Origin of the sequence: Achromobacter sp. MYb9 (assembly GCF_002975275.1) — a bacterium.
Classification (GTDB): domain Bacteria; phylum Pseudomonadota; class Gammaproteobacteria; order Burkholderiales; family Burkholderiaceae_B; genus Achromobacter.
In genome coordinates, this window is the sequence record NZ_PCOQ01000010.1 from 176066 (window position 1) to 190831 (window position 14766).

The following is a 14766-nucleotide window of genomic DNA, read 5'->3' on the forward strand; positions in this document are numbered from 1 at the left end:
TTCCTGCCGGTGGCTTCGTGAATTATTTGTGACAGGGTTCTGGTCGGCATTTTTCAATCCGTCTGTCTTGTTCTAGGTGACGAACACGCGCGATTGGAACAAGGGATGGCGATCATGCAGGCACGGATGTCGGAATTGGGCGATAAGAAGAAAACGGCGCGCGCGCTTGGGCGCGGACGCCCGAACTGGCGTCCGACGCCGCTGTCGCAGGCGGTGACGGCGCTATTGATCGCGGGCAGCGCCAGCGGCGCGGCGCAGGCGCAAACGCGCGCGTTCAGCCCGGGGTGGTTTTCCGACAAGAACGCCGTGCAGTCCACCGCGCAACGCACGGGCCGCATGCCCGACGGCAGCGTGGCGGGCATCGGCGCCAGCGCGCGCCAGCAGCAGCAATCCCGCCAGCAATTACAGCGTTCATTGGACAACCTGAACCGCACGGCTGCCGCCGTCGCGGCCCAGCAGGCCGCCCAGGCCGCGGCGCGGGCGGCGGCGGCTGCCAATGGCGGCGATGTGCCCGATGGCCTGGCTGAAGGCGGCTTGTGGGCTGCCCAGGGAGGCCTGGCGAAATGGGAGGGCGCGAAAGCCGCCAAGCCCAGCGTGGAAAATGGCCGCCAGGTCGTCACCGTCGAGCAAACGCAGTCGCGCGCCATCCTGAACTGGGACACGTTTAACGTCGGCCGCAACACGACCGTGCAATTCAAGCAGGGCGCGGATGACGCGGTGCTGAACCGCGTGGTGGGCGCATCGGCCAAGCCCAGCCAGATCCAGGGCGCCATCAAGGCGGACGGCACGGTGATGGTCGTGAACCAGAACGGCGTGATCTTCACCGGCACCAGCCAGGTGAATGCGCGCAATCTGGTGGCGGCGGCATCGACGATTTCGGACGCACAGTTTCGCGACAAGGGGCTGTACGCCGACAACGGCGCGCAACCGACATTCCAGGACGCGCTGGGCGGCGTCGAGGTGCAGGCGGGCGCACAGATCCGGACGGCGGCGCCGACCACCTCCACGACAGGCGGCGGCTATGTTCTGCTGCTGGGCAAGGAAGCCGTCAACGCAGGCACGATCGATACGCCGGCAGGCCAGGCGTTGCTGGCGGCCGGCGACAGCTTTGTGATCAAGCGCGGCCAGGGCACTTCGGGCAACCTCGTGTCCACCACGAAGGGCAACGAAGTGACACCGGCAGGCACGCCGGGCCGTGTCGTGAACACCGGATTGATCCAGGCGGCGACGGGCGATGTGACGCTGACGGGCGGCGACGTGGTGCAGGGCGGCGTCGTGCTGTCCAGCACGTCGGTGGATACGCGCGGAACGGTGCACCTGACGGCGGCGGGCGAGGGCGGCAAGGTGACCTTGGCGGACAACAGCACCACGGCGATCCTGCTGGACCGCAGCGGCGCGTTGGCGCTGGATAGTCAGCGCGACGGCCTGCGCGTGCCGTTGACCCCGCAGACGGATGCGGCCGTGGTGGCCGCCGGCGGCGACCGCCGCGAGCTGTCGCGGGTGGAAATTGGCAGTTCTGGCACGGTGGACTTCGCATCGGGATCCATCACGCTGGCCACCGGTGGGCAGATCGCCATTCAAGCCGCGCAGCGCAGCCTGGTGCGCGATGGCGCGATCCTGGATGTGGCGGGCGCCGTGGGCGTGCCTGTCGCGATGGAGAACAACAATATCAAGATCAACGTCCAGGGCAATGAGCAGCGCGATGCGCCGATCAACCGGGACGGCGGCAAGCTCAATAGCAACGACGTGTGGGTCGATTTGCGCGACCTGGTCTTCGTGCCGGCAGGCACGAACGGCTACGCGACCGACCGCTGGTACACGGCCGGGGGCCTGTTGGAAGTCAGCGGCTACCTGGGCACGCAGGGCCACGCCGTCAATGAATGGATGGCGCAGGGCGGCAACGTGGAATTCACCGGCGGCGACGTCGTGACGCGCGCCGGTTCGCAGATCAACGTGTCGGGCGGCACGCTGGACGTGCAAGACGGCATGATCCGTCAGACGTGGCTGCGCGGCGTGGACGGCAGACTGTACGACGTGTCGCGCGCCCCGGGGGACCTGGCCTATACGGGGTTGTACAAAGGGTACGAGGCCCACAGCGAGCGATGGGGCCAGACGCGCTATTTCTATAACCCGCTGATCGCGCCGCGCGAACGCTTCGAGACGGGCTACACGGTTGGCCGGGACGCGGGCAGGCTGCTCATCGGCACCAAGAGCGCGGTGCTGGAAGGCGAGTTGGTCGGTCTGACGTATCAGGGCCAGCGCCAGAGCGCCGCGCCGCAGGCCGGCCTGGACGGTTATCAGCAATCGCAGCGGGCGGCGGCGCGAGGCGCGCAACTGGTCGTAGGCACGTATTCGCCTTACTACACGCTGCGCACCGGCGCGTTGCAGTACGCGCTGGGTCGGTCGGACGACACGGTTCAGCACGTGCTCTTGTCCGATCAGGCTGCCGCCATCGCCGCAGGGCTGGACCTGGACACCGCGCTGCCGGAAGACCGCGCCGGCATCCTGCATCTGGACACGGCGAAGCTGAACGGTTTTGGACTGGGCGCCATCAAGATCGCCGCCCAGGACATCACGGTGCAGTCCGATCTGGCCGTGACGGCGGGTGGCGACATCACGCTGTTCGCGAACCAGGTGTCGGTGGACGCCACGCTGACCGCTCGCGCAGGCAGCATCCGCTTGGGTAATGTGCTGAACCAGGCGTCGCCCTCGGGGGCGGTGGATTCGGCCGTCGGCGGCACGGACAAGGCGGCACTCGCCTTGAGCGCGCGCGCCCGGCTGGACGCTTCGGGCCTGTGGACGAACCTGGCCATGTCGCCGGAACGGACGGCCGGCATGCCGTACCTGAACGGCGGCACGGTGGCGTTGCGCGGCGACGGCGATATCCGCCTGGATACCGGCAGCGTGATCGACGTGAGTTCGGGCGCGGCGCTGCGCGCGAAGAACGCATTGACGGGAGGCAAAGGCGGCAACACGACGATTGAAGTCGTCGGCGGCGCTACCGACGCAGGCGGTCAATTGACCCTGAACGCGACGTTGCGCGGGTATGGCGTGGAAGGCGGAGGAACGCTCGCGGTGGCGGCGGGCAAAGTCGTCCTGGGAGGCACGGAGCCCGTGGCGCAAGAGGGGGCATTGGCGCTTGCGCCGCCCTTTTTCCAGCAAGGGTTTTCGCGCTACGAAGTGACGGGCCGTTCCGGTTTGACCGTAGCCGACGATGCCCGCATCGATGTGCTGATGCCGGTGTATCGCCCCGTGTCCGGCGCGGCGGGTCAGCAGACTGGCACGGATCCGTCGGCCGTCCTGGAAGCGTGGTTGCCGCCGACCTACCAGCATGACCCCGTGGCGGGGACCGTGTCGCGGCGGCGCGGCGCCAGCCTGTCGCTGCAAAGCGGCCGTAATCTGGCTGCGGTCGGTGTGGACACCGACGCGGCACTGATCGTGGGCCGCGGCGCCGAGGTGAAGGTGGACCCCGGCCAGACCATTCAGATGCGTGGCGCGGGACAGATCACGGTGTTGGGCGCGCTGACGGCGGCAGGCGGAAAAATCGATATCCGCCAGTTGCGCCTGGGTGAACTGGATGTGGCGGAGTCCTTCGAGATTGCCGACGGCCAGATGCACAACCGGTCGATCTGGATTGGCGAGCAAGCCGTGCTTGACGTTGCCGGCCGCGCGGAGGCCGGCGTGGACGCGCAGGGCCGGCGCTATGGCGTGGCCGACGCCGGCGGTGTGATCGTGATCGGCGGCGAGATCAATCACGACCGCGCAACGGCAACGTCGGCGGATGCGTACGTGATTGTCCGGCCCGGGGCGGTGTTGGACGCGTCCGGCGCGGGCGCGGTGGTGGACGTGACGGGCGTGGGCGCGGTGCAAGTGAACCGGGACGGCGGGCGCATATCGCTCAGCTCGTATAACGGTCTGTATCTGGATGGCACGTTCATCGCCCGTGCGGGCGGGGCGAATGCGTCCGGCGGCACCTTGGATATTGCGCTGGAAACGCCGCTATACCGCACATGGGGCGACGGCGTCGCAGGCATGGAGGTGCAGGTGCCGCGCGAAATGGTGCTGGCGGCCGGCCCCGGCGGCAATGCGCTGGGCGCAGACCTGAAACCGGGAGAGGTCGCCGATGGGCTGCGCTATGGCCAGGCCCGGCTGGACGCCACGCGGTTGCTCGCCGGCGGCGGCTTTGACCACTTGGCGCTGCTGTCCAACGGCTTGATGTCTTTCGACGGTGACGTGGACGTCTCGGTGGCGCAGAGCCTGCGGCTATACGCGGGCGCCTTTTCGCTGGCGCCGGGGGCGGATGCGCAAACCCAGGTGAATCTGGCGGCGTCGTATGTGCGCTTGTCCGGGCTGGGCAAGTACGCCGCCACCAATGGCGTGATACGGCCGCAGGTGTTGTTCGGCGACGCGCAGGATGTGGGCACCGGCGCATTCACGGTGCGCGCAGGGAACTTGCTTGAAGTCGGCAATAGTTTGTCATTCGGCACGCAGGGCAACATCAACCGTAGCGTGGGCGGCCCGCTGCCGGTGTTGCGTTCGGGCTTTGACCAGGTAACGCTGGATAGCGGTGGCGACCTGCGCTTTCTGGCCAACAACGACCACGAACCGCGCACCCGCCTTTGGACACGCGGCGATCTGGACCTGATCGCCGCCCAGATCTACCCCGAGACAGGCGCCGAGGCAGAGGTGCTGGCCGGCTTCATGCGCCTGCCAACCGGTGTGCAGTTCTTCGATCCGGACCGCGCATTGCGGATCGGCCGCCACGCCGGCGCGTCGGACGCATTGCCGGTGATGCCCTATTCGGCCTTCGGCACGCTGCGCCTGTCAGCGGTCACGGTGGAGCAAGGCGGCGTGGTGCGCGCGCCGTTGGGCGCGATCGTGTTGGGGGATCTTGGCACACTGATGGGCACGCAGCGGCTGACGCTGTTGCCGGGCAGCGTCACGTCGGTCAGCGGTGCCGGTCTGCTGATGCCGTATGGCGGTACGACCGATGGCGTCTCGTACAAGTTCAAGGGCGCGGACGTGTCGCTCGTGGGCGTGGGCGGCGCGACAGGCCTGGAGAGCGGTGCCACCCTGCGTACCGGCATCACGATGGCCTTCCGCGATGTGGATGCGCAGCCGGGGTCCGTCCTTGACTTGTCCGGCGGCGGCGAATTGACAGGCGCCGGCTTCGTATCCGGCCGTGGCGGCTCCACCGACGCGCGCTATTCTCCGCTGGTCCGCATGAATCCCAAGGGCGGCTTCTCGTTGCCGGGGCTGGCCAGCAACCCCGTCTACGCGATCGTGCCCGGCATGCAACCCGGCTACGCGCCGGCGGGCGGCGAAGCCGGCGCATCAACGCCCGGCGTCGGCCGGCAGATCACGGTGGGCGCGGGCGTGCCTGGCCTGCCGGCCGGCACCTACACGTTGATGCCGTCCACTTATGCCTTGCTGCCCGGCGCATTTCGCGTCGAGATCAATGGTGCGGCGGCCGCAGGCGCGGCTATCGCGCCAATGCAGATGCGCAACCGGTCGTGGGCGGCCAGCGGCACGCTGTCGACGGCGGGGACCCGCGTGGCAGACAGTCTGGCCAGCTCGGTGATCCTGACGCCAGCCGATGTGTTGCGTACCCTGTCGCAGTACAACGAAACCAGCTACGCCAGTTTCGTGGCGGCGGACGCCGTGACGCGTGGCGTGCCGCGCGCCATGCTGCCGGCCGATGCCCGTACCTTGCGGCTGGCGATCCACTCGGGTTCCTCGGATGGCCAGGCGCTGAATTTCGAGGGGTTGGCGAATTTCAAGGCGGCGCAGGGCGGCTTCGGCGGCGCGGTGGCATTGAACGGCGGAAGCGGCACGATAGAAATCCTGGGGGCGGGCCAGGCGCCCACCGCAGGTTTCGCGGGCACGTCGGTGCAGGCGGACGCGCTGACGGCGCTGGGCGCCAGCCGGCTGGTGATCGGCGCGCTGCCGGTGGTGCAGTACGGGCAGGGTGGGCGTTTCTATACGTTCCAGGCCCCCGCCCATGAGGTCGTGCTGCGGGCCGGCGCGCAGTTGACGGGGCCGGAAGTGCTGGTCTCGTCGCGGACGATCGAACTTGAGGCCGGCGCGGGCATTTCGACGTTGGGCCGTGGCGCCCCGTCGGTGGACTCCACCAGCGGCTACGCCTTCCAACCGGGTACCGCCAGCTTGCTTGCCGTGTCGAATGGCCGGCTTGACGTGCTGGCGCCAGACGCGCTGGCGTCGGGCGCGATCCGCATCGGCACGTGCGCGGCGCAGCCTTGCCAAGGCGCGACGCGTTTGTATTCCGAGGGCACGATTGCCGCCGCCACCAATGGCACGTTCGACCTGGGCGAGCAGGTGCGCTACGGGACCCGCAACCTGTCGCTGGCCGTTGGCGCCGTGAACGCGGGTACGGCTGGCGCCCTGGAACAGGCGGCGGCCAGCGGCATACTGCCCAACGGGCTGACGCTGAACCAGGACATTCTGGGCCGGTTGCTGCGTGGCGATACCAGCATGGGCGCGCCCGCGCTGGAAGTGCTGACGCTGACCGCGCGCGACGCCATGAACTTCTACGGCACCGTTGCGCTGGACACGCGCGATCCGGTCACGGGCAAGTACAGCCTGGCCACGTTGGCCTTGGGCACGCCCGCCATCTACGGCTATGGCGAGGCCGGTGACGAGGCCAGCATCCGCACGCAGAATTTGATCTGGAACGGGGCGACACAGGCGCCGGGCGCGGTGGTCGCGGGCGGCGCCGGCACGGGCAGGGGCGTCTTGCGCATCGATGCCGAACGGATCGAATTCGGCTATGCCCAGGGTGCGCAGCCCAGCGGCGTGGACGACAACGCCAGGCTGGCGCTGGGCTTTTCCACGGTCAACCTGAACGCCAGTGAGCGCATTACGTCGAATCATCGCGGCAGCCTGGCGGTGTATCAATCGCAAGGGGCATTCGACAGCGTGACGGGCCGTTATGTCTACCACGGCGGCAACCTGAATCTGAATACGCCTTTGCTGACCGGCGGGGCAGGCGCCATCAACCGCATGACGGCGGGCGGCGATGTGCGCGTGGCGGCGGTGCCGGGCGCGCAAGCCGTGACCGTGCAGGACCTTGGCGCGGAACTGCTTCTGGCCGGGGCGAACGTGCAGATCGATGGCAGGATCGTGCTCCCCAGCGGCAAGCTTACGGTGCAAGGCAGCGAAAGCGTGTTGCTGACCGGCGCGTCGCAAGTCGATGTATCGGGCCGCGCCATCGCTTTCAATGACGTCCAGCGCTACAGCTGGGGCGGCGACGTGATTCTGGAAAGCAGCCACGGCAGCATCCGGCAGGAAGGCGGCGCGCTGATCGACGTATCCGCGCAGCAGAACGATGCGGGCAGCCTGAGGGCGACCGCGCTGTCGGCCGCCGCTGGCGTGGTGGACCTGCGCGGCCGCATCCTGGGGGCAAGCTCGGGCCACTACGACGCCGGCGGCACGGCCGTGCCCTATCGGGCGGGCAGCGTGGATATCCGCGCGCAGCATCTGGGTGCGCCCGGTGCGCTGAATGCGGATTTCGAGGCGCTCAACCAACGCTTGAACGACGGCGCAGTCACGGGTGCGCGCAGCTTCCAGATCAAGCAAGGCAGCCTGGCGGTCGGCGATGCGCTGCGCGCCAACGACATCAATCTGTCGATAGACGGCGGCAGTCTGACGGTCGCTGGCCGGGTGGACGCCAGTGGCGAACGCGTGGGCCGGATCCGGCTGGCCGCGCGCGACGGCTTGACGCTGTCCTCGACCGCGGTGCTGGACGCACATGGCACCGTGCTGCGCGTCGATAGCTATGGCAAGATCATCGACTCGCCCAACCGCGCCATGGTGGAACTGAATTCTGGCCGTGGGATGCTGACCCTGGCCAACGGGGCGCGCATCGACTTGCGTCATGGCACGTCCGCGGCGCCGGGCGCGGCCGCGGGCCAACACGACGGTGCGCCGCGCGGCACGCTGGATCTGTTGGCGCCGCGCATCGATGCGGCCGGCAATGTGGGAATCAACGGCAGCGCCGTGCCGGGTTCGGCCGCGACCTACGGCGACATCGCCATCGACGCGCGGGGAACTGTCGTCATCGACGGCGCCAGGTCCATCGCGCTGGTCGCCACGCAGCGCTATGACGACGCGCGCCGGGGCGATCCGGCGGACCGCGCGAGCGGCCGCGATTACCAGATCATCGATCAGGCGTATCTGGAAACGCTGCACGGCGACAGCACCACCTTCATCCGCAACGCGCGCAACAACGGCGCACTGCTGGACGGCAAGCTGGCGGGCCTGAACAACGCTACCTACCGCGACGTATTCCATCTGCGGCCCGGCGTGGAGATTGTCAGCAACACCGCCGATGGCGACCTGGTCGTGCAGGGCGATCTGGACCTGTCACGCTATCGCTATGCCAGCCTGAATCCGCATTCGGCGATGACCTCGGCTTACGGGTCGGGCGAGGCCGGCGCGCTGACATTGCGCGCCAAGGGCAACCTGGACGTCTATGGCAGCATCAATGACGGCTTCGCGCCGCCGCAAGCGACGCCGGACGACGAGAATGGCTGGATCCTGACGCCCGGCGCGCAACCGTTCGGCGGCGACGTGGTGTTGCCGCGTGGCGGCGTGGTGCTGGCCGATGGCACCGAATTCCCGGGCGGCAAGACGCTGAACTACCCCTTGCCCCTGCAGGCCACGACGCTGGCGGCGGGCACCCGTCTGCCGGTGGAGGCCGCGCTGGGCCAGGCGCTGTCGCTGGCTGCCGGCACGGTGCTGTCCGGCGATCTGCGCGATGCCGCTGGCCAACTGCTGTACCCCGCCGGCAGCATCCTCAAACAGGCTGTGGACTTGCCCGCCGGCACGCGCCTGGGCGCGGGCACCGTGCTGACCGCCGGCACGTCCATGCAAGCATTCACGTGGCCGGCAAACGTCGCGCTGCCGAATCTGCACACCACGCAAGGTTACGAGCCCAACGTGCTGTTGATGGCGGGCACCATCACGTTGAAGCAAGGCGCGTTCATCCCGTCGCAGACCAAGCTGGTGTTCCCGGAAGGCACTGACTATGTCGAGCTGCGGCCGGGCACGGCGGTGGACCAGCGGCGCAACTGGGCGCTGGCCCAGATGCTGCCCGCAGGCAGCCAGTCGTGGTCCGTGCAATTGGTGGCGGGCGCCGATCTGGACGCAGCGGATCCGCGCCGGGTGCTGCCCGGGCCAAACGCTGGCAAGCTGACGCTGGCCGATACCCACTACAACGCCAGCCTGATCAAGGGCGCGAGCCTGGTGTGGGGGCCGGATGCGGGCCCGTCGGGCTTTGAACCGGGAACGCCTGTGCCGGACGACCTGCTGTGGCTATGCGACGCCGTCGAGGGCTTGTGCATGCCGCCGCCCCGCTGGGTCTGGGGGCCGGATAACTGGTGGGGCTATCCCGCCGGGACGCCGGTGTCGGACGCCGAACTCTCGATCTGCACGGACTACGCGGACCAGTGCATCGAGAACAAACCGACGACGTCAGTGGTGGCCCACACGCAGAACTTCAGCGTATTGCGCACGGGCGCGGGCGATCTGAATCTGGCGGCGGGCGGCGACATCAGTCTGATGTCGGCGTATGGCGTGTACACGGCCGGCACGCAGGCGGCCGACGTGGCCCCGGCCTACCAATTGCCGCGGGGTCGCTTCGGCGGCACGGTGCTGGGCGACGATCATTCCACCACATACGAGCCCTTTGTGACGGCCGGAGCCGGTTATCAGGCCTGGTACCCGGAAGCGGGCGGCAACCTCGGCCTGTACTCGGGCGGCTCGCTTCGCGGCGACGTCTGGGGCAAGACCACGGGGGGCAGCTTTGAAGCGCGTGTGATCGACCCGAGCGTGGGGATCGGAAACTGGCTGTGGCGCCAAGGCACGGGCAGTGCCAACGGCGGCGATACGCCGACCGCATGGTGGATCAACTTCGGCAGCTACACGCAAGCGTCCGCGGACTTCAAGGACAAGACACCTTTGCTGGTGGGCTTTACGGGCTTTGGCGCGCTTGGCGGCGGCAATGTCAGCATGCGCGTGGACGGCGATGCGGGGAATATCGAATCGCGCGGTTCGATCAGCAACCCCCGTGGCCAGGGCCTGATCGTGGCGATAGGCAGTACCGGGCGTATCGCGGCCGACGGCAGCATGATGCTGACCGGCGGCGGCGATATCGACATCCGCGTCGGCGGCGGCGTGAACCCGACGAAGAGCGCGCGTGGGCGGGTATCGTCGACGGTCGGCCCAACGCCGTATTACGGCGAACCCGCGCTGGACCTGCAGGGCGCCTTGATCAATCTGCGCGGCCATGTGCAACTGTCGGGCGGCGCGGTCGGGGGATTGGACCTGCGGTACGGTAATGAATTCAGCCAGCAGGACGTGAAGGAAACCCGGGGCTATGACCCCTACGCGTCCACGCTGGCCAGCGCGACGGGCGGCTTGGTGCTGATTCCCGGCGATGCCGTTATCCGGGTGGATACGCGCGGCGATTTGGTCGTGGGCGGCGCCAGCGATCCGGGGCGTGTCGCCCTGCCGAACAGCACGCCGTTCCGGCTGGCCGACGGTACGTTGCAGAATGGCGGCGGCTACAGCTGGTTTTCGATGTGGACCGAGAACACGGCTATCGAACTGTCCAGCGCAGGCGGCAATCTCACGCCCAGCCGCCAGACCTCGCATAGTGCGCAGGGCATGGCGGTGCAGACGGGACGCAACACGTCGCCGTCGGACGCCCGTTACCTGTATCCCTCCATCCTGCGCGCCACTGCTTACGACGGCAGCATCTACGGGGGCGTATCCGCGGGCTATCTGAACAATGAGAGCACCGGCCTGCCTTATTCGCTGACGCTTGCGCCGGGCGTGCGCGGTCAGTTGGAAATGCTGGCGGGCGATTCGATCTACGCGGGCGGCTACGCCATCAATCGTTCGGGCGCGAACCCGGCCAGCGTGGCCACTGTGCGGGCGCCGGCATTCGCCGGGTACGCCTCGCAAGCCAGTTCGGTGGCCGTCCTGAGCAATCAGGGGACCGACGGCATTGGCGGCGACCGGAATATGCACTTCCCGCTGTTCTATTTCAACGCGCTGACGGCGAGCGACTCGGGTTCCAACCAGGTAACGCGCTTCTACGCCCGCGACGGCGACATCGTCGGCCTGCGCACCGGTGAGGCGTTGGCCTTGCTGAAGGGCAACAGCATGGGCCAGACCTGGTACGAGGCATCCGGGCCGGTCTGGATGATGGCGGGGCGCGACATCGTGGCCTCGGGTACCGACACGGGGACGCTGACGGACGTGCCCACTTCGAACGGCATCAACTTCGGCGGCGGGTCGGGCAGTACCGCGACGTCCACCGGTAATCTGTTCCTGCACCGTGACGCATTGGATGTGTCGCGCGTGTCGGCGGGCCGCGACATCCTGTACAGCTCTTTCCAGATCGCCGGCCCCGGCACCCTGGAGGTGACCGCTGGCCGTCATGTGCTGATGGCCGATCGCGCGTCCATCACGAGCCTGGGCGCCGTGATGCCGGGCGACCGTCGTCCGGGCGCCTCGATCGCCGTGACGGCGGGCGGGGGCGCCAACGGCCCTGACTACGCAGGCTTCCTGGCGCGCTATCTGGACCCGGCCAAGGTGGCGGACCCAAGCCGTCCGTTGGCGGACCAAGGCCTGGCGTTCAAAACCTACGAGGCCGAACTGCTGTTGTGGCTGACGCAGCATTACGGCTTTTCGGGCAGCACGGATGACGCGCGCGCCTACTTCGCCGCGTTGCCGCCCGCCCAGCAGCGCGTGTTCGCCAGGCAGGTGTATTTCGCCGAACTGCGGTCGGGTGGCCGGGAATACAACGACAAGTCCAGCCCGCGTAACGGCAGCTACCTGCGGGGCCGCCAGGCCATCGCGGCGCTGTTCCCCGAGACGGCGCCGGGCACCTATCAAGGCGACATCACGCTGTACGGCGCGTCGGGCATCCGCAGCACCTTCGGCGGCGATATCCAGCTGATGACGCCAGGCGGAAAGCAGGTGTTCGGCGTGGAGGGCGTGGCGCCGCCCGCTTCCGCAGGCATCATCACGCAAGGCGAGGGCAACATCCAGCTGTACGCGCAGGGCAGCATCCTGCTGGGTCAAAGCCGGGTGATGACGACCTTTGGCGGCGGGATCACCGCGTGGTCGGCGCAAGGCGACATCAATGCGGGGCGCGGGTCCAAGACGACGGTGCTGTACACGCCGCCCAAGCGCGTCTACGACGGCGTTGGCAACGTGACGCTGTCGCCCAACGCGCCCAGCACCGGCGCGGGCATCGCGACGCTGGCGCCGCTGCCGGAAGTCGCAGCCGGTGATGTGGATCTGTACGCGCCGCTGGGCACCATCGACGCAGGCGAAGCCGGCATCCGCGTGTCGGGCAACGTGAACATCGCGGCCTTGCAGGTGGTGAATGCCGCCAACATCCAGGCGCAGGGCGATAGCGTGGGCGTGCCGGTGACGGCGTCCGTCAATACCGGGGCGCTGTCATCGGCCAGTGCCGCAGCCACATCGGCGGTGAATGCCGCGCAGGATTCGGCCCAACGAGCGCAAAGCCAGGCACGCCAGGGCCAGCCCTCGGTGATCAACGTGCAGATCCTGGGGTATGGCGACGAGCCCGTGGCGGGGGCGGCGCCCGCGCCGCAGGGCAGCCCGGCGGCGGCTGCGCCGGCCTACGACGCCGCCAGCGCCGTGCAAGTGCTTGGCGCGGGTCGTCTGGACGCGAACGAGACGGGGGCTTTGAGCGCGGAGGAACGACGCAAGCTGACGATGTGAACGGGACGCCGGCGCGCCGCCGGCGGTCATCGGTGTGTCATGAAGCGGCCAGCATCCCTGGCCGCTTTTTTTTCACCTTGCATGCTAGCGCCGTCATCTCGCATGGCCAGAATCGCCGCCGGACAGCCCGGGTTTTCGTTCGCCGATTCTTTTTCATGAAGTTTTTCTTACAACGCGCGGTCTTCGACCTCCCGGCACGTCTAGTAACAAGCAGAAGCTGTGAGCGCGGGAGGGCGGGCAAAAACCGTCACGGGATTGTCGCGAAGCGCACGGCTCGGCAGCGGCCGGTGACCAGGCCGGATTTCACACAAGGAACCGAGTGCATCGCTATGCATGATTTCGAAAGTACGGGCCGCGCGTTGCGCGCCATATTGCGCCGCGCGCCGCAAGCATTCGTCCTGACCGCCGCTATCCACTCGGCGTGGGCGCAAGCCGCGCCGGCGCCCGAAGCCGGCGCCGCGCCCGCCGGCGCAGCGGCCCCCGAGGGCCGCCGCGTCAACATCAACGAGTACATCGTGCGGGGCAATACCGTGCTGGAGGCCCGCGACATCGAGCGCGCCGTCTACCCCTACCTGGGCCCGGACCGCACGCTGGCCGACATCGAGTCCGCGCGTGAAGCCTTGCAGGCCATTTATCAGGAACGCGGCTACCAGTCGGTGTACGTGGACCTGCCCGAACAGCAGGTCGCCGACGGCATTGTGTTCCTGCAAGTGTCCGAGACCAAGGTGGGGCGCGTGCGGGTGGTGGGCGCGCAGCACTATTCCCCGTTGGCGATTCGCGACGAGGTGCCGGCGTTGCAGGAAGGCCAGGTGCCCAACTTCAACCGCGCGCAGGCCGAACTGACGAACCTGAACAAGGGCGCCAGCCGCCAGGTCGTGCCGCTGGTGAAGGAAGGGCGCCTGCCCGGCACGATGGACGTGGACCTGAAGGTCGAAGACAAAAGCCCATGGCATGCCAGCGTGGGGCTGAACAACGACTACAGCGCCGACACCACGCGCCTGCGCAGCACAGCGTCGCTGGGCTACGACAACCTTTGGCAGCTGGGTCATTCCGTCAGCCTGACCTTTTTCACCGCGCCGCAGGAAACCGACAACGCCAAGGTGTGGTCGGGTTCGTATTCCATGCCGCTCTCCAGCCGCTGGAGCTTGCAATTCTCGGGCTACAAGAGCGACAGCAACGTGGCCACGATCGGCGGCACCAATGTGCTGGGCAAGGGTTACTCCTTCGGCCTGTCCGCCATCTACACGATGGAACCGCAAGGCGATTGGAGCAATTCGCTGTCCGTGGGCCTGGACTACAAGAAGTTCGATGAGTCCACGCGTTTCGGCGCCAACGAAGACCAGATCCCCATCAAGTACCTGCCGTTCACGCTTGCCTACAACGGCTACCGCTATTCCGAATCGTCGCAAAGCAGCCTGGGCCTGTCGGTCGTGGGCGCAAGCGGCTCCTTCTTCAATCAAGGTAGCGACTGGAAGGAGTTCGACGACAAGCGCTATCGGGCCAACCCCAGCTTCGCGCTGTTGCGCGGCGATGGCACGCATACGCAAAACCTGTTCGGCGATTGGCAGCTGGGCCTGCGCGGCTCGTTCCAGTTGGCCTCGGGCGCCCTGGTGTCCAACGAGCAGTTCTCGGCGGGCGGCGCCACCAGCGTGCGCGGCTATCTGGCCGCGGAGCGCACGGGCGACGACGGTGTGTTGGGTTCGGTGGAATGGCGCACGCCGTCGCTGGCCCGCTGGCTGGGCGCGAACGTCAACGAATGGCGCTTCTATGCCTTTGCCGACGCCGCCACTTTGCGCTTGCGCGACCCGCTGCCCGAACAGGACGCCAGCTACTCGCTCGCCAGCGTCGGCCTGGGCACCCGCCTGCAAGTCATGGATTGGCTGTCCGGTTCGCTGGATTGGGGCTATCCGCTGAAAGACGGCCCCAACACCCGCAAGCACGATCCCCGACTGAACTTCAGCGTGCGCGCCAGCTTCTGAGCGCACG

The 14766-nt window shown here is 68.0% G+C and carries 2 protein-coding genes; both read left to right on the forward strand.

Features of this window, described 5'->3' with window-relative positions; translation table 11 throughout:
* Nucleotides 1-105 precede the first annotated feature (105 nt).
* Nucleotides 106-12780 carry a filamentous haemagglutinin family protein gene (locus tag CQ050_RS16720; RefSeq protein WP_105557940.1) on the forward strand — a complete coding sequence of 4225 codons (12675 nt, stop codon included), beginning with the start codon at nucleotides 106-108 and terminating at the stop codon, nucleotides 12778-12780.
* 329 nt (nucleotides 12781-13109) lie between these two features.
* Nucleotides 13110-14759 (forward strand): ShlB/FhaC/HecB family hemolysin secretion/activation protein, encoded by a 1650-nt coding sequence (locus CQ050_RS16725; protein ID WP_105557941.1) that lies wholly within the window; start codon nucleotides 13110-13112, stop codon nucleotides 14757-14759.
* The last annotated feature ends 7 nt before the right edge of the window (nucleotides 14760-14766 follow it).

Coding starts and splice junctions, on each gene's coding strand:
- CQ050_RS16720 (WP_105557940.1), top strand. CDS start 106: ATGGCGATCATGCAGGCACGGATGTCGGAATTGGGCGATAAGAAGAAA.
- CQ050_RS16725 (WP_105557941.1), top strand. CDS start 13,110: ATGCATGATTTCGAAAGTACGGGCCGCGCGTTGCGCGCCATATTGCGC.